A 20,210-nucleotide genomic window follows, 5' to 3' on the forward strand; every position below is an offset into this window, starting at 1 on the left:
ATGCGCCGCGCCGCGTCGCGCCTACGGATCGCGGAGCGCTACTCCTTGTACTCCTTGGCGCTCTCGTCGAGCGTCATGAGGACCTTGCCGGCCGGAACGCGGGCGCGCAGGGTCTCGAGCTCGTCCATGCCGCCGGCTAGCGGCAGCGCGACCTGTCCACCGAGCGCCGCCGACCGGTACAACGCCGCCATGATCTCGAACCCTTGAAAGGCGCGATCGAAGCTCGCCGGATGTGGCCTGTTCTCGTCGTCGAGCCAGTCCGCCATTTCCTGAACGTACGGCGCCATGTCGTGGTCGTAGTCCATGCCGCCGGGACCTGAGAGCACGCCGTCCTTCGTGACGGCGCGCCAGCCGCTGCCGGTGTGCACTTCGGCGTACCCCTCGGTCCCCTGCGCGCCGATCCGGGCCTTGCGCCACCAGTACGGAACCTCGGGAACGTCCGGCGCGCCGGCGCCGCAGTCGTACACGCCGCGCACGCCATTGCCGAAATGCACGACGCCGGCGACGTAGTCGGGCGACGCGTGGATGTCGGCGAGCTTGCCGCGTCCGGCCGCCTGTCCCATCGCCCATTCGGCCGGCTGGTAGTCGTTGAACCAGCAGGTGTAGTCGATGAGGTGGCTGAGCATGTGCGCCGCCCAGCCCGTGGCCGTGCCGTAGACCGTGTAGACGCGGCCGATCGCTCCGCTCGCGATGATCTCCTTGACCTTCCGGTAGTGGTCGCCGTAGCGGTGCTGATGGCTCACCACCGCCTTGACGCCAGCCCGATCGAGCGCGCTCTTCATCGCGAGCGCCTCGAGGCTCGTCATCGCGACCGGCTTCTCGAACGCGATGAGCCGCGCGCCGCTCTCGATGCCGATCTGGACGAGCGGCAGGCGCAGGTTCGGCAGCGTACAGAAGCAGAACACGTCCGGCTTCGTTTCGCGCGCCAGCACCGCGGCATCCGTGCTCGTGCGCGGCCCCGCGAGCTTCGCGGCGGCCGCATCGAGCTTCGCCCGATCGATGTCGCACAGCCCGACCAGCTCGAAATGCGGATTGCGGGCAAACGCCTGCGCGTGGTGCACGCCGCGTTTGCCCATCCCGACGACGACGACGCGATAGCGCGCCATTACTTCGCCGCCTTGTCCCACTCGAGAACCTTCGCGATCACGTAGTCGACCTCTTCGGCCTTCAGCTCGGGGAACATCGGCAGGCTGACGCACGACGCCGCGTTCCGCTCGGCGTGCTCCACCGAGCCGACGATGCGGGCGCCCTTGCCCCAGGGATAGCCCTCCTGCTCGTGGATGGCGATCGAGTAGTGCGTCTTCGCATCGACCCCGTGGGCCACGAGGAAGTCCACCAACTGGCCGCGGTGCGCCGGATTCTTCGTCTCGACGGCGTAGAGGTGGAAGACGTGCCGATAGCCGTGCCGCGCGTGCGGCAGCGTGATGTGCGAGGCGCCCTTCAACCCGGCGGTGTACCGCGCCGCCCACTGGATGCGCTGGTCATTCCACGCATGGATGTGCTTCAGCTTGGCGCTGAGCACGCCGGCGTGGAGGTCGTCGAGCCGGCTGTTGAACCCGAAGCTGTGGACGTTGCGCTTGGCCGATCCGTGGTTGCGCAGCTTGCGGACCTTGGCGTCGATATCCGCGTTGTTGGTGATCACGGCTCCGCCGTCGCCGAACGTCCCAAGGTTCTTTTGGATGATGAAGCTGACCGACACGGCGTCGCTCAGCTCGCCGATCGTGAACGTGTCGCCCGCGGCGTCGATCGCCTGCGCGTTGTCCTCGATCACCTTGAGGTGATGCTTGTCGGCGATCCTCCGGATGGCCGGCATGTCGGCGCATTGGCCGTACAAGTGGACGGGGACGATCGCCTTCGTCTTCGGCGTGATGGCGGCCTCGATCTTCGCCGGGTCGATGCACTTGGTCAGCGGATCGCAGTCGACGAACACGGCCGTCGCCCCGGCGATCCAGATCGCCTCGGCGGTCGCGAAGAACGTGTTGGGATGGGTGATGACCTCGTCGCCCTGGCCGATGCCCAGCGCCATCAGCGTCAGCCAGATGGAGTCGGTGCCGTTGCCGGTCCCAATCGCGTGCCGCATGCCGTGGAAGTCCGCGAGCTCCTTCTCGAACTGCTTGAGCATGGGCCCCTGGACGTACTCGCCGCTCTCGATGACGCGCTGGATATTGGCGTCGATCTCCTGCTTGATGTTGGTGTACTGCCGCACGTGTCCGTAGAAACCGACCTGCATCCGCATTCTCCTGCTCTCGGGCCGTGCCCGACGACTCCGGAAATGTTTGAGTCTATACCAGGACGGGTACGACAGGTACGACCGGTGCGACGGGTACGACAGGCGAGAGGAACGGACTGACGCGGGTCATCTTTTCCCGGGTACGACGGGTGCGACCGGTACGACAGGTACGACGGGCGAGAGGAACGGGCTGACGCGGGTCATCTTTTCCCGGGTACGACGGGTGCGACCGGTGCGACGGACGCGCGGAAAAGTACGGCAGATCGACAGAGGAGAGGAGCGCGCTGACGTGCTTCTTGCCGGACCAGCCGCGTGATTCAGGCGGCTGGTCCGCAGCGGAGGCCAGGGTCGTGGTGCAGACACTGCGATCTGGATCGAATCGCAGTACGAGGTTGCTTCAATCTCCCGTGCGCGGATGATGCGTGCGTCGTCTGTCGGCGAGCGGCACGGCCCGTGCATCGAGGACGCCGCGTGGGCGTCCGGAGCTATCGAGATCTGATCGCGTGGCAGCTCGCCGATGAATTCAAGCAGGAGGTCATCAATATCGTGCTGGCCAGCCAGGCCGCGCGCCAGGACGTCCACTACCGCACGCAACTGTTCAACGCGGCGACTGCCGTCTCGAAGGATGTCGTGGAAGGTTTCCTTCGATACTCACCCGCCGAATTCAGCCGGTTCCTCGACTACGCGATCGGCTCGCTCGGAGAGGCGGAGGGGCGGCTCGTCGACGGCATCGACCTTCGGTTCTTCGACCGGCAGACCTGCCTGCCCGCCCTCCGCCTGGCCCGACGCTGCCTCGTCGCCCTCGTCCGGCTGAAACAGAGCCAACGTCAGGCCACCCATCCCAAACCACGCCCCACCAGAACGCGCGACGCCCCTTCGAACACGTGAATCGCACCACTCCGCTCTCGCCGCACCTCACACCAGACGAACATCTGGCGACCGCCTTGTCGTTCCTGCCACCTGACGTACGAGTCGCACCTATCGGACCCGAGCAGAAGCCGGCCAGCGTCAGCTCGTTCCTGTCGCCCGTCGTACCCGACGTACCAGTCGTACCCGTGGTCTTACTACTGTCGTGTCTTGAAGTAGATCCACAACCCGATCCCGCCGATGAAGCTCAACGGCAGGATGGAGAGCATGGCGCTCATGGAGAGGTAGGCTTGCCAGTTGTCGCGGGTCCCGGCGACGCCGCAGACGGGGCACGCGAGCGCCAACGCGGGCGTGAGCGCGACGAGCAGCAGCGCGAGGAGGGCGGCGCGCATGGAGTTCCCTAGAAGTATACCCGCGCGTAGATGATCGGCCACAGGCCGACGACGAAGTACCAGAACGTCTGTGCCCCGAGGAAGAACCCCGGCGTCAACGTGCCCCGCCGCAGCCGTCGCCAGGCGAGCCCGAGCGCGATGAGCGCGCCCACGGCGTGCAGGCCGTGCGCCCCGACGATGAGGTAGAAGAAGGCGCCCAGCCGGCTCGAGAACATCGTCATGCCCTGGCTGAGCAGGCCCACCCACTCGCGGCCCTGCAGGCCCACGAACGCAGCCCCGAGCAGCCAGGCGACGCCGAGCGTACGCGACGCGGCCGGCGACCGGCGCGCAAACTGCCGGCCTGCGGCGACCGTCAACCCGCCGCTCGCGACGAGCGCCGCCGTGTTGATGAGCGTGCCGGTCACCGGCAGGAGCGGCTCGGTCGGGATGCTCCAGACGCCCGGGCGGGCCCCGGCGCGCGAGATCGTGAACGCGCTGATCAATCCGGCGAAGAACATGATCTCGGCGCCGATGAACAACAGCGTTCCGAGCACGCTCGCCGGAATCACCTCGCGCCGCGCGGCCATGGCGGCTCGCACGGTTACTCGGCGTGCGCTGGCGCGGTGTGGGCCGGCTCCGTGTAGAGCTTCTGCCAACGCTGTCCCTGGTGCTCCATGACGTCCGGCGCGACGCCCCAGAAGAGGACGACCATGAACGCGACCATCCCGATGAGCAGGTACGCGACCCACCGGCCCTCGATGTTCACGTGCATGAAGTTCTTCGCCACCAGATAGGCCTTGACGATGGCGATGCCGAAGGCGGTGATGAGCGTCACCAGCCGAATCCCGAACATCGGCCCGACGATGCTGACGACCAGCAGGGCGCAGAGCAGCGCCCAGACCTTGACGTAGTGCTGATCGTGGCCGGCGTGGGCCGCGTGAGCGGATGCGTGTGCGTCGTGCGCCATGATGCCTACTTCGCGATGTACAGCAGCGGGAAGAGGAAGATCCAGACCAGGTCCACGAAGTGCCAGTAGATCCCGATGTTCTCGACGCGCTGCAGGTGCTGGTTCCGCGCCGCCGAGGCCGCGACGATCAGCATGATCACCATGCCGGCGATCACGTGCGCGGCGTGCAGGCCGGCCGCCGTGTAGTAGAACGACCAGAACAGGCTCGACGTGATCGTGAAGCCGGCCTGGATCTCATGCGTCCACTCGAACCCCTTCACGACGAGGAACACGGCACCACCGAGCGTCGTGTAGCGCAGCAGCTTGGCCGCGCGCGCGCCGTCGCCGCGCTCGGCGGCCGCGTGCGCGAGCACGGCGGACAGGCTCGACGTCAGCAGGACGAAGGTGTTGAAGCCGCCTGCCCAGACGTTCGTGTGCGCCGCCTGATCGCCGAAACCTACGTGCCCGATGCGGTTCATGACGTAGGACGCGAGCAGGCCGCCGAAGATCACGATCTCGGAGGCGATGACCCACCAGACGCCGAGGCGTCCGGTGGGCAGGTCCATGGCCCGTCGCTGCGTAGCGAGTGGAGTCGAAGTCGTCGTCACCCGGAAGTCCTCGTTTGAAAAGCGCGGCTAGCGTTCCGGCGCGGCCATCGCACCGCTTGGCGCCGGCCCGTGACCCGCCGCGCCGAGCCGCGGCTCCTGACCAGCGGGACCCGCCGGCTCGTACTGGGGCCAGAAATCGTCGGCGCGATCCGGCACGCCGTACTCGTACGGCCCGCGGTACACGGTCGGCATCACCGGGAAGTTGCCGTGCGGCGGCGGCGACGCCGCCAGCCACTCGAGCGTCGTCGCCTTCCAGGGATTCGCCCCGGCCACGGCTCCGCCACGCAGGCTCCGGGCGAAGTTGTAGAAGAAGACGACCTGGAACGCGATCATCGCCAGCAGCGCGTAGGTGGCCATGATGCGCAGGTTCTGCAGGTACGGCAGGTTCAGATCCGGGAAGCCGGAGTAGTCGAAGATCCGCCGATGGTCTCCGGCCGCGCCCGTGATGAACAGCGGCAGGAAGATCAGGTTGAACGAGATAATCGTTCCCCAGAAGTGAATCTTGCCCAGCCGCTCGTCCATCATGCGGCCGAACATCTTCGGGAACCAGTGCGTGATCCCGGCAAAGCCCGCGATGAAGGCGATCGGGAAGAACGTGTAATGGAAGTGGGCGGTCACGAAGTAGGTGTCGTGGAAGTAGATGTCCGACCCGGCCGCACCCAGGAAGATCCCGGTGACGCCGCCCCACAGGAACTCGACGAGGAACGCCAGCGCCCACAGCATCGGCGTCGTCAGCGAGATCGCGCCACCGTAGAGCGTCGCGATGTAGACGAACACCATCTCCGCGACCGGGATCGAGATGATGAGCGTCGTGACGCTGAAAAGGCTCGCCATGCGCGGGTCGATGCCGGCCACGAACTGGTGGTGCGCCCACACGAAGAACGAGATGATCGAGGTCGCCACCGCCGTGTAGACGATGGTGCGGTAGGCGAAGAGCCGCTTGCGGGCGTGCACGGCCATCACCTCGGCCACGATCCCCATGGCGGGCAGCAGCACGACGTAGACCTCGGGGTGCCCGAAGAACCAGAAGAGGTGCTGCCAGAGCACGGGATCGCCCCCGCGCGCCGGATCGTAGAAGCCGGTCCCGATGACCTGGTCGAAGAGCAGCATCACGGCGCCCGCGACCAGCGGGCCGACCGACGCCATGAAGAGCACGCTCGCGATCACGATCATCCAGACGACGATCGGGATGTCGAACATGCGCATCCCCGGCGCGCGCGAGTTCATCGTCGTCGTGATGAAGTTGATGCCGCCGAGCAGGAACGCCACGAACTCGAGCGCCACGGCGACGAGCCACATCGTGGCCCCGATGGGCGTCTGGTTGTAGACGCCGCTCGTCGAGAGCGGCGGGTACGCGGTCCAGGCCCCGCCGAACGCGCCGCCCGGCACGAAGAACGACGCGGTCAGCAGCACGGCGCTGAGGAAGAAGATCTGGAACGACAGGCGGTTGACCTTGGGAAAGGCCATGTCGTCGCAGCCGACCATCAGCGGAATCAGGTAGTTGCCGAACGCCGCGATCAGCACGGGCATCGCGACCCAGAAGATCATGATGCTGCCGTGCGACGTCACGAGCGCGTTGTACGAGGACGCCGAGACCCGTCCGAACAGCGGCACGGCCTCCCCAGGGAACGCGAGCTGCATCCGGAACACGTAGACGGTGAACCCGCCGATGAGCGCCATCGCCATCCCGGTGAACAGGTACTGGAAGGCGATCATCTTGTGGTCGGTCGACCACACGTACTTCAGCAGGCCCGACGGCTCGTGCGCCGCCGCGTGTTCGTGGCTCATCGCGCCCCTCCCTGCCCGGCGGCGCCGGTATTGGCGGCGAGCGCCGGCATCACGCCGTGCTCACGCAGCCATTCCTGGTGCGCGGTCGCGGTCTGCACGTGGATGCGGGCCGGCATCAACCCGTGGCCGATGCCGCAGATCTCCGCGCACTGGATGTCGAAGTCCCCGGCGAGCGTCGGCTTGAACCACCCCGCGATCATCCGGCCCGGCACGGCGTCCTGCTTGAGGCGGAACGCCGGCACCGAGAAGCTGTGCAGCACGTCCTTCGAGTGCAGCTCGAACCGATAGGTGCGGTTCTGCTGCACGTAGAGATCGTCGACCGTCTTGATGTCATCGGCCGTGTCGAGCCGCCCGTCCGGCCCGGCGTGCACGAACGTCCAGGCCCACTGCTGCGAGACGACGCGCACGGTCTCCTCCGGCACGGGGTCGGTGACCTTCACGTCGTTCCACACCCGCAGCGCAGCAACGACGATGACCACGTCGAAGACCAGCACGGCGTAGTGCGGATACGAGACCCAGCGCTTCTCGCTCTTCACGTCGCCGGTCACGTACTTGGACCTGACGCCCTCACGTTTGCGGAACCGCAGGATCAGCCAGAACAGCACCGCCTCGGCCAGCAGGAACCAGGCGCCGACGATGACGAGAATCAGGAAGATGAGCGAATCCACGTCGGCAGCGAACGTGGAGGCCTGCGGAACGAACCAGGAGATCACGGGAGGTCCTCAGTAAATCAGGAAATAGGACGCCACGGTGAACGCGATCGCGCCCCAGACCGTGGCGACGAACACCTGCCGGGCAATGGCCTTCGGATCGTACTCACCACTTGCCATCCGTTTCCCCCTACCTCGGCAACGCGTGCACGTAGGCCGCCACGCTGTCGACCTCGGCCGGCTGCACCGTCAGGGCCATGCCGGCCATCTGCGCGCCGATCGGGTCGTCCTTGACGGCGCCGCGGACGCCGCTCTGGAACTTCCTGAGCTGACGGGCGACGTACCAGTCGTCCATGCCGGCGAGCGGCGGCGCGTTCAACGCCTCGTTGCCTTCGCCCTTCGGCCCGTGGCACGCGGCGCACACGGCGAACTTCGTCTGGCCGACGGCCGGATCCGCGCCGGCGACGGCGGCCGGCGAGGTCCCGGCCGGCAGCGACGCCACGTAGGACGCCACGGCGTCGATCTCCGCCTGCGTCCCCATCTGCATCGCCATCGCCCGCATCCTCAGCCCTTCGGCATCGTCGAAGTGCCTGCCGCGAGTGCCGGCCTTGAAGCGCTGCAACTGCGATGCGACGTACCAGCGAGGCATCGCCGCGATCCGAGGCGCGCCAAACGTCGCGTCGCCCGCGCCGGCCTCGCCATGGCAGCTCGCGCACGCGCGGTACAGTTGCTCGCCCGACGCGGTTGCGCCCTGCGCCACACTACAGCCGGCTCCGGCCACCGCACCGCCGAGCAGGCCGAGGACGGCGTACAAACGAAGAGTGGACACGCTCATCTCGATCTCTTCACCTATGGCTGCCGTCGCGCCTGCAAAGGATTCGCCAGTGGCGGCCCTCTGCGCACAACGGCTCGACCTTGCGTCCGCCGGCCGACCGCGAGGGCCGACCGGAGAAATCACGAGAACGCTGTGGATTTTGCCACATCACACGCGCCGTGTGTTGCTCATCGCGCTATTCCCGCAGACCGAACGTGATGAGCACGTTGCCGCTGATGTACGAGATGAACTGCCGCCCGTCCACCATGTACGTCGTCGGAGCCGAGCGCATCTGCGCGGAGCTGAGGTTGGACTTCCACAGGGGCGCCCCCGTGCGCGCGTCGAGCGCCAGCAAGTAGCCGTCGCGGCTGCCCGTGAACACGAGATCCGAGGCAGTCGTCATGATCCCGCTCTCGGTCAGATCGTAGAGCGGGAACGTCCACTTGCGATCGCCCGTTGCCGGATCGAGCGCGAGGATGACGCCGTGCGACTGCGCATCGGTCCAATTGTTGATCGGCGGGCGGCCGATGTTCGGCGATACCGGTGCATCGGGCGCCGGCCGCGTCGCGCGGAAGCCGCCGCCCATGAAGTTGCCACCCGGCTTGTACTGCGCGGGCGCTGGCGTGAACACGCCCGACACATCTTCCCACGCGCCGACGTAGAACAGCCCGGTGCGCGGGCTGTACGACGGCGACCACCAGTTCGTGCCGCCCTGCTGGCCAGGGAACGTCGGCATGCCGGGCGGCTGCGGCGTCTGGATCGGCCGGCCGCTCGCGTCGAGCCCGCTCGCCCAATTCACCTTGACGAACGGCTTGCCGAGCAGGAACTTGCCGGTCACTCGATCGAGCACGTAGAAGAACCCGTTCCGGTTGGCCGCCATCAGCAGCTTCGCGGGCCTGCCCTGCCAGTTCGCGTCGACGAGCACGGGCACCTGAATCGCATCCCAATCGTAGGCGTCGTTCGGCGTGAACTGAAAATGCCACTTCAGCACGCCCGTGTCGGCGTCGAGCGCCACGACCGAGTCGGTGTAGAGATTGTCGCCTTTGCGTTGGCTGGGATTGAAGTCAGGCCCAGGATTGCCGACGCCCCAATAGGTCAGGTTCAGCGCCGGGTCGTAGGTGCCGGTCACCCAGAGCGATCCGCCGCCGGTCTTCCATGCATCGCCCTCCCAGGTCTCGCCGCCAGGCTCGCCGGGGGCCGGCACGGTGTAGAAGCGCCAGCGCTCTCTGCCGCTCGCCACGTCGTACGCCGCGATGAACCCGCGGATCCCGTACTCACCGCCGCCGACGCCGACGATGACCGTGTCCTTCACGACGAGCGGCGCCAGACTGATCGAGTAGCCGAGCGAGGCCTCCGCGACCTTCGTGTTCCACACCTGCCGCCCGGTTCTCGCGTCCACAGCCACCAGATGCGCGTCGAGCGTGCCCATGAACAGCGTGTGGCCGTGGATGCCGAGGCCGCGGTTGTTCGCGCCGCAGCACACCTTCACGTCGGCCGCGCCGACGTACTTGTAGATCCAGTAGAGCCGGCCGGTCTTCGCGTCGACCGCCAGGACGTCGTTCGGCCGCTGCGTCAGGTACATCACGCCGTCGACGACGATCGGCGAGCTCTCCCACGAGCCGAACACCTGATTCTGCAGCAGCCACTTGATCTCGAGATTCCTGACGTTGGCCGGCGTGATCTGCGTCAGCGGGCTGTAGCGCTGTCCGAAGTACGCTCCCGAGTACGTGAGCCAGTTGTGCGGCTCGCCCGTCGCGTTGACGATGCGCGACGGCGAGACCTGTGCGCCGATCCCAGCCGCCCCTGCGACGACGGCGGCCAGCACGACGGCTGCGGTGCGCGTCATGGACGCCCGCCTTTCAACGACGCGAGAAACCCGACGACGTCTGCGATCTCGCCCGTGCTCAGCCGCATGCCGTACTTCGGCATCGTCGAGGTCCGGCTGACGGTCCACTCGCGCAGATCGCCTTTGACGAACGACCGCAGCCGGCCATCGGTCGTGATGAGCTGGACGGTGTAAAGATCTTCGTTCAGGCGGCGCCCGTTCACCACGCCACCGTCGGCGAGCACCGCCCGCACGGGACGGTTGATCGGCAGCATCACGGGATCCGGATCGAGCAGCGCCGCGAGGATCGCCGCAGGCGTGCGCTGCCGCGCGATATCGGCGAGCTCTGGCCCAGCGAACGCGCCGCGCTCGTCGAGACGATGGCACGACAGGCACTCGCCCTTGCCCTCAATGATCGCCTGGCCGCGGATCGGATCGCCGAGCGCCACCGGCACGGCGGGGGTTGCATCGAAGCCGGCCCGGATGAAGGCGACGAGCCCGGTTATCTCCGCCTGCTCGAGGCGGAAGGACGGCATCCCGGCAGTCGGGATGCCGGACGCGATCAGCGCCCGCAGCGCCTCGTCGGTCGGCGCGCGGCGGATCGGGCCGCGCCGCAGATCGACGCCGCTCACGCCCGTACCGGTCGGGCCATGACAGGTGACGCACACGGTGCCGTAGACGCGCTGCCCCACCGCGATGTCGGCGGCCGAATACTGTGCCGGATGGTCCTGGACCGGTGGCTGCGCACGAGCAGGCTGAACGGCCGCCGCCGACACGACGAGCAGGACGGCAGCGCGCCGCAGAACGGCGTGCGGCGAGGACGGCACGGGCATGAACGGCCGGAGTATACTGCGCGCCGCCAGCGGTCACAATCACGGGTACGACAGGGACGACGGGTGCGACCGGTACGACAGGTACGACGGGCGACAGGAACGAACTGACGCGGGTCAGCTTTTCCCGGGTACGACGGGCGCGACCGGTACGACGGGTACGACAGGCGACAGGAACGAGCTGACGCGGGTCAGCTCTTTCTTGATGGGATTGGTTGGTGCTGTTCGGAAGGGCGGATCGGCCGCAGGCGGAACCAACTGGCGCCCAGACGGCTGATGAGCGCACTCTGGACGACGCGAGGTTGCTAGCTATCCGTGAGACGGCATCACCAGCAGCATGACGCTCTTGGGGACAGCGTCGGCGCACACTGTGGACTGGGGCGTCACCCGGCGTTACCGACGACGCATGCAGCCGGCGTCATCAGCCATCGTCCGCAACCAGCTCCAACGCGAGAACTGCTCGAGCAACTTCGTCGTGCTCCACTGCGGCTCAAGGGTCGGCCTGGCAGGGCCGCCGCTCTCGGGCGGTGACTCGGCTGGCGCAAGCGACGCAAGCGCCATGAGGATCAGAACCGCATTGTGGCGCTCATCCTTCTGTCGTCGTGCGCTGCCAGAGATCGGAAGTGATGCAACAACCAGAATCCCGCTGCCGCTCGAGCGCACATGCCGCTGCCCTACCAAGCAGGGCGCGTGCGGGCGCATGGCGCGTTGAACCGCTACGATAGGAGCTGCGACGCATGCGTGGTCCGGTTCCTTGTGCCGCGCACGGACGTTCTCGCCGCGCAGTCAACTGACGCTGGCAGGCGCCTCTCCTTCACCGTCGCACCGTCGTCGCTATCTGGCACTTGCCCGCGTCACAGCACATTCGGGCCAGACATCCGCCGGCACGACAATCGACTCCGGAGATCGAGACCGCTGACATCGGCTCGTTCCTCTCGCCCGTCGTACCGGTCGTACCCGCAGTACCCGAGTCAAGATGACCTGCGCCAGCTCGTTCCTGTCGCCCGTCGTACCCGTCGTACCGGTCGTACCCGTCGTACCCGAGTCAAGATGACCCGCGTCAGCTCGTTCCTGTCGCCCGTCGTACCCGTCGTACCGGTCGCACCCGTCGTACCCGAGCCAAGCTGACCCGCGTCAGTTCGTTCCTGTCGCCTGTCGTACCCGTCGTACCGGTCGTACCCGTCGTACCCGCGTCTGCTACTCCGGCAACCCTTGGCCTTTCGTTTCGATCGAGAGCGGCAGCAGGGCCAGGCCGATGAGGAACGCGATCGCGGTGAAGGCGACCGGCGTGCCGATCGTTCCCATCGCCGACACGCCCCAGCCGACGAGGAACGTGATGCCCGCGCCGGCGAAGCGGCCGACCGAGCTGATGAAGCCGAGGGCGCTCGCGCGGCACTCGGTGCGGTACTGTTCCGGCAGCCAGAAGAGGTACGTCGTGAAGTTCGCGCCGCCCAGTCCAAGGAAGAACAGCAGACCGATGAACCAGGCGAGCGCGCCGGCCTCGAAGTAGAACGCCACGCCGAAGGTCAGCGTGATCGACAGGCACATGATCGCGAAGAACACGGCCGTCACGGGGCGGCGCCCCCAGCGCTCGGCGAGAAACGGCACGATGAGCGCGCCGGTGATGGTGCCGCACGCGAGCAGCACCGTGCCCCACGACGCCAGGCGCGCCGCGCTCGGCGCGGTGAGCCCGGCCTTGCCTGCAAGGAACGTGATGGCGGACGGCACGTAGACGGATCCAGCCCACAGCCCTGAGATCGAGCACAGCATCAGCGTCGAGTTGACGAGCGTGCGCCGCCGGTATTCCGGCGAGAACAGCGCGGCGAGCGAGGCGGCGGCCGACGATGACGGACGCCAGCGGACGGGCTCGTGCACGCTGCGGCGGATCCAGGCGACGAGCAGGGCCGGCGCGCCGCCGACCACGAACATCGCGCGCCAGCCGTAGGTCGCGCCGATCCAGGCATTGAGCAGGCCGGCGACGAGCATCCCGATGTAGTAGCCAGTCTGCATCAACCCGGCGCCGAGCTTGCGGCGCCGCTCGGGCCACTCCTCGGCGATGAAGGTCGAGCCGAGCGTCCACTCGCCGCCGACGCCGATGCCGGCGAGCAGCCGGAAGATCGCGAGCTGCCAGACGTTCGTCGCGAACGCGCCCGCGAAGGTGAAGAGCGAATAACAGAGGATCGTGAGGCTGAGCGTGCGGACGCGGCCGAAGCGATCGCCGACCGGTCCCCAGAGCATCGAGAACCCCCAGCCGACGAGAAACAGCGAGAAGCACAGCCCACCGTAGAACCCGACGTTCGCCGTCGTCGGCTCGATGCCCGAGCGCGGGAGCAGCTCGCGCAGCGCCGGCACCATCACGAGCGCGTAGATGAACGAGTCCACGCCGTCGAGCGCCCACCCGCCCCACGCGGCGAGGAACCCTTTCTTCTGATTCGCGGTCAGCCGCGCGTCCGCGGCGGTCGTCGACGACACGGCGCGCAGTATAGACGCAATGCCGGCCGCCGGTCGGAGCAGACAGGGCACTCCCGCAACGACCGCGCCGCCTCGACGGCGTCGCGTGCTTCAGGCAATCGCGCGCTCAGGCGCGAGGTACTCGATGCGCCGCGACATCAGCGCGTTCAACGATCGATGCGGATCGACGAGACGGCCGGGCGTGAACAGCCGCTCGCGCAGGTGCTCGGTGTCGTCGTGGCCGACGGCGCCCGTGAAGATCTGCTGAAGGTACTCGACGCCGAGCGCCGAGGGTCTCATCCGGTCCGCGTCGTAGAAGGCGGGGTGCAGCCGGCGGGCGTGGATGTGGCCCCACGTGTCGCGCAGCCCGGCCACGGGGAATCCTTCGACCCGGTACCCGCGGTCCCGCGTCCATCGCAGCGCGGCGATCGTGTTCCGCTCGCCCGCCAGCAGGAGATCGAGCGCATGGCCCCCGAGCTGCGCGGCGTGGAAGCGATCGAAGAGCAGCGGACGTCCTCCACGCTGCGTGTGGCCGACCTTGCGCGTGAAGATGACGTCCCGCGCGTGATCGCCGCGTCGCAGCCTCCGGAAGTACCGGTCGCCGATGCGGTCGACCAGCAGCAGACGCAGCGCGTCCGCCGCACCGGTGAACACCTTGTTGCCCGCCGGATCGGTGGACGCGTTCGCCGCGCCGAGCAGGCGGCCCGACGCGTCGCGAATGCCCTCGCCGCAGACAATCACCACGTTCTTTTGCGCGTCGTAGAGATCGATGACGCGATCGACGAGCAGGTCCACGTCGACCGGATGCTCCGGCGTGAGGATGACGTCGGGCTGCCCGTACGCGGAGCCGAGCGCGATGTAGCCGGACTCGCGGCCCATCACCTCGATGATCGCGATGCGCCGGTGACTCTCGGCCGTCGTGCGGATGCGCTCGACGCCGCTCGCCGCCACGAACACGGCCGTCGCGAAGCCCGGCGTGACGAAGTTGACCATGTCATCGAGCACCACCGTGGGACGGACGGCCGCCTGCCGATAGGTCCAGCCGCCGGCCGCCGCGGGATCCCGCTGCCACGTCGACGGCTCGTCCGCGTAGTTCAGGCCGAGGTCGTTGTCGATCGTCTTCGGAGCGAGCACGGCCGGCAGGTGTGCGGACAGCGCCTGCATGCCGTTGAGCGTCCCGTCGCCCCCGACGCAGATCAGCCCCTCGATGCCAAGGCGCCGAAGCCGGTCGACGATGACGGCGACGGTTGCCGGATCGTCGCCCGACAGGTAATCCCGCGACGCGCCGAGCAGCGTGCCGCCAATCGTCGGGTCGATCTCCGGGATCGGCTGGAACAACGGATTGAGGTAGACGTGCGGCAGCCGCGGATTGAAGAGGCTGTTGAATCCCTTCAGCAGGCCGATCACCGAGACCCGCCGCGCGCACGCACGCGTGACCACGCCGTGAATCGTTGCGTTCAGCGCCGGCGTATCGCCGCCCGCGGTCAACAAGCCGATGCGCGTCATCGACGCTCCTCCGCCGGTGCCTCGACCGGCCCTCGGGTAATCGGGCCGGGTGAGAGCCGCTTGAGGCCGCGGCGAAATCCCGGCCTGCCGCGCCGCCTCGAAGAGACCGCCTCCGTCGGGCCTGCGGTACCGGATAATGTCGCGCGGAGGATGTCCATGGCCCGCCTGCTCCGCCTGCTGCTCGCTCTCTCGTTCGTGCTCGCGCCTTCACTCGACGCCGCCGGGCAGGGCACTCCGCCTGCCGCCGTCCGCTCCCCGCAGCAGGTCGCGACCTGGAAGACGATGGCCTCGGAGAACGTGGACAGCATGGCCAAGCAGATCCAGGTCATGGTGGATTCGGTCTTCAGCTTCGGCGAGCTGGGCTTCCAGGAGGTCGAGACGTCGAAGTACCTGACCGGCATCCTCGAGAAGAGCGGCTTCAAGGTCACACGCGACTTCGCCGGCATCCCGACCGCGTGGGTCGCGACCTGGGGCAGCGGCAAGCCGGTGATCGCCCTCGGCTCGGACATCGACGGCATTCCGCAGGCCTCGCAGAAGCCAGGCGTGGCGTACCGCGATCCGGTCATCGCGGGTGCGCCCGGCCACGGCGAAGGACACAACACCGGCATGCCGCTCCAGATCACCGCGGCGCTCGCGGTGAAGCAGATCATGGAGCGCGAGAAGCTGCCCGGCACGCTCGTGCTCTGGCCGGGTGTGGCCGAAGAGCTGCTCGCGACGAAGGCCTGGTACGTGCGCGAAGGCATGTTCAAAGACGTCGACGTGTGCCTGTTCGCCCACGTGGGCAGCAATCTCAACACCTCGTGGGGACAGGGCGGCGGCACGGGCCTGATCTCGATCGAGTACTCGTTCACCGGCGAGACCGCGCACAGCGCCGGCGCGCCGTGGCGCGGACGCAGCGCGCTCGACGCGGTGGAGCTGATGAACGCCGCCTGGAACTACCACCGCGAGCACATGCGGCTGCAGCAACGCTCCCATTACGTGATCACCAACGGCGGCTATCAGCCCAACGTCGTCCCGCAATACGCGAGCGTCTGGTACTACTTCCGCGAGACCGACTACGCGCACATCAAGGAGATGTGGGACACCGGCAACAAGATGGCGGAAGCCGCGGCGATGATGACGAACACCACCTGGACGTCGCGCATTCTCGGCGCCGCCTGGCCGCAGCACATGAACAAGCCGGTGGCCGAGACGATGTACGCGAACATCCAGAAGGTCGGGCTGCCGAAGTGGACCGATGCCGATCAGACGCTCGCGAAGGGGCTGCAGAAGGAACTGAAGAACCCGCAGCAGCCCGGCCTGGCCATGGCGCTGTCGAAGCTCGACGGGCCGGTCGCCGAAGAAGATCAGCGCGGCGGCGGGTCCGACGACATCGGCGACGTGTCCTGGACCGTGCCGACCGTCACGCTGCGCTACCCGTCGAACATCCCGGGCCTGCCCGGCCACAACTGGTCGAGCGCGATCGCGAGCGCGACGCCGATCGCCCACAAAGGCGTGCTGGCCGGCGCCAAGGTGCAGGCCATGACGGTGCTGGACCTGCTCACGAACCCCGACCTCGTCAAGCAGGCCTGGGCCTACTTCAACGACGTGCAGACGAAGGACGTGAAGTACATCCCGCTCATCGCGAAGGACACCCCGCCGGCCATCCATCTGAACAAGGAGACGCTCGAGAAGTACCGGGAGGAGATGCGGAAGTACTACTACGACCCAAGCCAGTACGACACGTATCTCGATCAGCTCGGGATCAAGTATCCGACAGTCAGGTAACCGGTGCGACGGGGAACGACGGGTACGACAGGGACGACGGGTACGACAGGCGAGAGGAACGAGCTGACGCAGGTCATCTTGACTCGGGTACGCCGGGTACGACCGGTACGGCGGGTACGACGGGCGACTGGAACGAGCTGACGCAGGTCATCTTTGACGGGGTGCGACAGGTACGGCCGGTACGACGGGTACGACAGGCGACTGGAATGAACTGGCGCGGCTCATCTTTGACCGGGACGACAGCTACGGCCGGTACGACGGGCGACTGGAACGAACTGACGCAGGTCATCTTGACTCGGGTACGACGGGTACGACCGGTACGGCGGGTACGACGGGCGACAGGAACGAACTGGCGCGGGGATCATCTTCGATTGGGTCACGGCGCGAGGCGGGCGGCTGGACGGTCCTCATGGGCACGACGACTCGGCCGGGAGGACGGGTGGCCAACGCCGGTGTTCGAGAGCGTCGGCCTGGGCTGAAGTCGTGTGCCGACAGCCAGTGTCGTCCGCTCTCAGGGGCGTCGCGCGTGCCGCGGCTTGGATGCGGGCCGGTCCAACCAGGGCTGGCTATACTTGGCGGCGTGCCGTCCATTGCCGTCCGGCTCCGTCGCGCCGCAGTCGGCGACCTCGAGCGCATCAACGCTATCTACAACCACTTCGTTCTGACGTCGACGTGCACCTATCAGGAAGATCCGGACACGATCGACGCGCGGCGGGCCTGGCTCGAGCAGCACGGTCCGCAATATCCGGTCATCGTAGCGCTGGCCGACGATCTCGTCGTCGGCTGGGGATCGTTGTCGCGCTTCCACGCGCGGTCGGCGTACCGCTACACCGTGGAGAACTCGGTGTACGTCGACCACGAGTGGCAGCGGCAGGGGATCGGCTCGTCGATCCTGCGGGATCTCATCTCGCGCGCGCGCCTCATCGGATACCAGACCATCGTCGCCGAAATCGACGCCGAACAGACGGCCAGCCTCGCACTCCACGCGCGACACGGCTTCGAGCCCGCCGGCCGCCTCCAGGTGGTCGGCTACAAGTTCGGCCGCTGGCTCGACGTGGTCTATCTGCAGAAGCGACTGTAGCCGAAGGGCGCCCACCCTTCGGCTACAGTCGAACGATCGCCAACGATCCGTCGGCCCCCCAACGTTGACCAGCGTCAGTTCGTTCCTGTCGCCCGTCGTACCTGTCGTCCCGGTCGCACCCGTCGGACCCGCCAAAGATGACGCGCGGCAGTCCGTTCCTGTCGCCCGTCGTACCCGTCGTCCCGGTCGCACCCGTCGGACCAGCCAAAGTTGACCCGCGTCAGTTCGTTCCTCTCGCCCGTCGTACCCGTCGTACCAGTCGTACCCGTCGGACCAGTCGCACCGATCTCCCCTACTCGACCGGCCCGCTGAACTCCGGCGGCGTCCGCCGGTGCTTCGTGAGCGCCTCATAGGCCGCGGCGATCCGCACGAGCAGCGGCTCGCCGAATGGCCTCGCGGCAAAGTCGACACCGACGGGCAACTGGGCCGCGACCGGGCCGACGAGACGCGTCCCATCCGGAAACGCGGGATCCGGGACGCGATCGTAGACCTCCGTCGTGAATCCGGCCGGTACGCTGACGGCGGGGAATCCGTTCTGTCCGAGCAGCGTCCAGTGCGCCTGGTTGCGCCCGTTCACGGCCGGCTCTTCCGGTGCTTGGATCTTCTGCGGCGTGATGTTGTTCGTCGGGTAGACCAGGGCGTCGAGATTCAGATCCGCCATGCACGACAGCACGACCTGCTGAAAGGCCCAGCGCTGCAGCATCCGATCGGCCATGTCGAGCTCGCGCGGTGCGGGCGCGGCCGGCGGCCGCGATGCGCCGTAGGGCGTCTCGGTGCTGATGTTCGGGCTCGACGCCGCGAATACGGGATCGACGATCGGTCTGGTGGCCACCGCGACCGCCTCCGGGGTCTTCAGCGCCGGATCATCGCGCTTCCGCAGGTAGAGCGCGCGCCAGTAGGCACTGTCACCCGTCGCCGCGGCTGGCGCCACCTGCCGGATCGAGATCCGATCCGGCACACGCTCGGGATGCATCGTCAGATCGACCAGCGTCGCCACGTGATCGCCGATGGGCCGCCCCTCGACATCGACCGGAAACAGATCGGGATGCATCCGCGTGAACAGCGTGCCAAAGGCTTGCGGCACGTAGCGCTGGAAGCACTCGGTGAAGAGCGCGCCGCCCGGTCCCGGATCGACGACGGTCGCACCGGTCTGTTTCAGCTCGGCCACGGCGCGATCGACGACCGTGATGACGGGTTCATCGCGTTTCGAGTAGAGCCGCAGGTCCATGTACTCGCGGATGACGCCGATGCGCAGTCCGGCGAGCCCCTGGCCGGCCACGTACGACTCGAGCGGCTGTGCCGGCAGCCGCCCGACGCTGAACGCCGTGAACGGGTCCTTCGGGTCGTAGCCGATCACGGCACCGAGCACCTTCGCCGCGTCCTCCACCGTGCGGCAGATCGGCCCGAGCCGCACGTTCACGCCCGGCCCGTTCATGCCGGCCCGGCTGATCAGCTCCTGCGTCGGCGAGAGCCCCACCACGCTGCTGGCCGACGACGGAATCCGAATCGAGGTGCCGGTCTCCTCGCCGATCGAGCAGGTCACGAAGTTCGCCGCCACGCTCACGGCCGATCCCGAGCTCGAGCCGCGCGGCGTGCGCTCGGTGTCGTACGCGTTGCACACCGTGCCGCCGAACGCGCTCCGGGAATTGAAGCCCCCGCGGTTCGCCTTGGCGAGGATGATCGCGCCCGCCTTGCGCAGCCGCTCTACGACCGTGGAGTCGGCCGGCGGTCGATCGTTCGCGAACGCGACGTCGGCGCCGTTGGTGGTCCGCATGTCGAACGTATCGAACTGATCCTTGATTGAGACGACGACGCCGTGGAGCGGCCCGACGAGCCGGCCGGTGCGCGCCAGCTCGCGATCCTGAGCGGCGGCCGTCTCGAGCGCGTCCGGCATCGCCACGCCGTCGTCGGCCTGGTCCGTCAGGCTGCGCGCCTTGTGATCGTCGAACCCCCAGGCGCGACGGGCGGCCGGCCGCAGGTTGAGCGTGCCGAGCGCATTGAGCTGGCCGGCGTGCGGGATCGGCGTGATCGGTCCGAGCAGCCCCTGCGGCTGCTCCACGCACGTCCCGTTGTAGGCCTTGATGCGCGCGAGGTATCGCTTCACGATCTCCTCGGTGGTGACGGCCCGCGCGACGAGCGCCTGCTGAATCGCGGCGATCGTCTTCTCCTCGATCTCGAATCCCGCGCTGGCGCCACCGGCGCCGGGCGATGGCGACGGCGCGTCCGGTGCGGCTGCCGCGCCGGCCGCCACCGCGATCCATGCGGCGGCGACGGCCGCCAGTGTCCGTAACAGCGTGTTCATGTCTTCTCCTCCGTGCGGACCGACGAGGCCGTGAGCTCGGCGCCGCAGCCCGCCCCCTCGACAGCAAGCGCGGTGCCGCTTCGCGGGTGATGCCCATTCACACGCGAGATCCTCCCGACGGGCCGGCTGTCGTCGACTCGATGGCGAAACGAGATTCGACAGAAATGACTGATC

Annotated in this window: 17 protein-coding genes; 3 read left to right on the top strand and 14 right to left on the bottom strand. The window is 67.8% G+C overall.

All coding sequences use genetic code 11. The features are described 5' to 3' along the window. Positions 1-38: 38 nt before the first annotated feature. Positions 39-1,106, bottom strand: a complete 1,068-nt coding sequence (locus IT184_06890) for a Gfo/Idh/MocA family oxidoreductase (protein MCC7008526.1) — start codon at positions 1,104-1,106, stop codon at positions 39-41. Continuing rightward, entirely contained in the window at positions 1,106-2,236 is a 1,131-nt protein-coding gene (locus IT184_06895; protein MCC7008527.1) for a DegT/DnrJ/EryC1/StrS family aminotransferase, read from the bottom strand. The genes IT184_06890 and IT184_06895 overlap by 1 nt, the downstream gene beginning before the upstream one ends. A 465-nt stretch (positions 2,237-2,701) precedes the next feature. Between IT184_06895 and IT184_06900 the strand changes: the two genes are divergently transcribed. Continuing rightward, positions 2,702-3,118: a four helix bundle protein gene (locus IT184_06900; protein MCC7008528.1), complete on the top strand. Its 417-nt coding sequence runs from the start codon at positions 2,702-2,704 to the stop codon at positions 3,116-3,118. A gap of 176 nt (positions 3,119-3,294) precedes the next feature. Here the strand turns inward: IT184_06900 and IT184_06905 are convergent, their stop codons facing one another. From IT184_06905 to IT184_06955, 11 genes are all read right to left on the bottom strand, one after another. Continuing rightward, positions 3,295-3,489, bottom strand: a complete 195-nt coding sequence (locus tag IT184_06905; GenBank protein MCC7008529.1) for a hypothetical protein — start codon at positions 3,487-3,489, stop codon at positions 3,295-3,297. Between the two features lie 8 nt (positions 3,490-3,497). Beyond that, a complete protein-coding gene (locus tag IT184_06910; protein ID MCC7008530.1) occupies positions 3,498-4,067 on the bottom strand; it encodes a cytochrome c oxidase subunit 3 in 570 nt (189 codons plus the stop codon). Positions 4,068-4,069: 2 nt separating this feature from the next. Beyond that, positions 4,070-4,435: a cytochrome C oxidase subunit IV family protein gene (locus tag IT184_06915; protein ID MCC7008531.1), complete on the bottom strand. Its 366-nt coding sequence runs from the start codon at positions 4,433-4,435 to the stop codon at positions 4,070-4,072. A 5-nt stretch (positions 4,436-4,440) separates the two neighbouring features. Further along, a complete protein-coding gene (locus IT184_06920) occupies positions 4,441-4,980 on the bottom strand; it encodes a cytochrome c oxidase subunit 3 (GenBank protein ID MCC7008532.1) in 540 nt (179 codons plus the stop codon). A 69-nt stretch (positions 4,981-5,049) separates the two neighbouring features. Further along, the gene (locus IT184_06925) at positions 5,050-6,810 is read right to left on the bottom strand and encodes a cbb3-type cytochrome c oxidase subunit I (GenBank protein MCC7008533.1); all 1,761 of its coding nucleotides are present in this window, start codon (positions 6,808-6,810) and stop codon (positions 5,050-5,052) included. Further along, positions 6,807-7,523 carry a cytochrome c oxidase subunit II gene (locus IT184_06930; GenBank protein ID MCC7008534.1) on the bottom strand — a complete coding sequence of 239 codons (717 nt, stop codon included), beginning with the start codon at positions 7,521-7,523 and terminating at the stop codon, positions 6,807-6,809. Before IT184_06930 ends, IT184_06925 begins: the two co-directional genes overlap by 4 nt. Positions 7,524-7,650: 127 nt before the next feature. Further along, the gene (locus tag IT184_06935; GenBank protein MCC7008535.1) at positions 7,651-8,295 is read right to left on the bottom strand and encodes a c-type cytochrome; all 645 of its coding nucleotides are present in this window, start codon (positions 8,293-8,295) and stop codon (positions 7,651-7,653) included. 175 nt (positions 8,296-8,470) lie between these two features. After that, entirely contained in the window at positions 8,471-10,120 is a 1,650-nt protein-coding gene (locus IT184_06940; protein MCC7008536.1) for a PQQ-dependent dehydrogenase, methanol/ethanol family, read from the bottom strand. After that, positions 10,117-10,932 carry a c-type cytochrome gene (locus IT184_06945; GenBank protein MCC7008537.1) on the bottom strand — a complete coding sequence of 272 codons (816 nt, stop codon included), beginning with the start codon at positions 10,930-10,932 and terminating at the stop codon, positions 10,117-10,119. Before IT184_06945 ends, IT184_06940 begins: the two co-directional genes overlap by 4 nt. Before the next feature lie 1,194 nt (positions 10,933-12,126). Further along, complete coding sequence (locus IT184_06950; protein ID MCC7008538.1) at positions 12,127-13,284, bottom strand: MFS transporter; 1,158 nt, start codon at positions 13,282-13,284, stop codon at positions 12,127-12,129. 207 nt (positions 13,285-13,491) lie between these two features. Continuing rightward, positions 13,492-14,886, bottom strand: coding sequence for a 6-phosphofructokinase (locus IT184_06955; GenBank protein ID MCC7008539.1), 1,395 nt, complete (start codon positions 14,884-14,886; stop codon positions 13,492-13,494). Between the two features lie 156 nt (positions 14,887-15,042). Here IT184_06955 and IT184_06960 point away from each other — a divergent pair, with 156 nt between their 5' ends. Further along, positions 15,043-16,653: an amidohydrolase gene (locus IT184_06960; GenBank protein ID MCC7008540.1), complete on the top strand. Its 1,611-nt coding sequence runs from the start codon at positions 15,043-15,045 to the stop codon at positions 16,651-16,653. Between the two features lie 409 nt (positions 16,654-17,062). Further along, the gene (locus IT184_06965; protein ID MCC7008541.1) at positions 17,063-17,734 is read left to right on the top strand and encodes an N-acetyltransferase; all 672 of its coding nucleotides are present in this window, start codon (positions 17,063-17,065) and stop codon (positions 17,732-17,734) included. 292 nt (positions 17,735-18,026) lie between these two features. On the opposite strand, the gene IT184_06970 is transcribed toward IT184_06965, so the two are convergent. After that, a complete protein-coding gene (locus tag IT184_06970) occupies positions 18,027-20,036 on the bottom strand; it encodes an amidase (protein ID MCC7008542.1) in 2,010 nt (669 codons plus the stop codon). Positions 20,037-20,210: the final 174 nt, after the last annotated feature.

This window comes from Acidobacteriota bacterium (genome assembly GCA_020853395.1).
In the GTDB taxonomy this organism is placed as follows: domain Bacteria; phylum Acidobacteriota; class Vicinamibacteria; order Vicinamibacterales; family SCN-69-37; genus JADYYY01.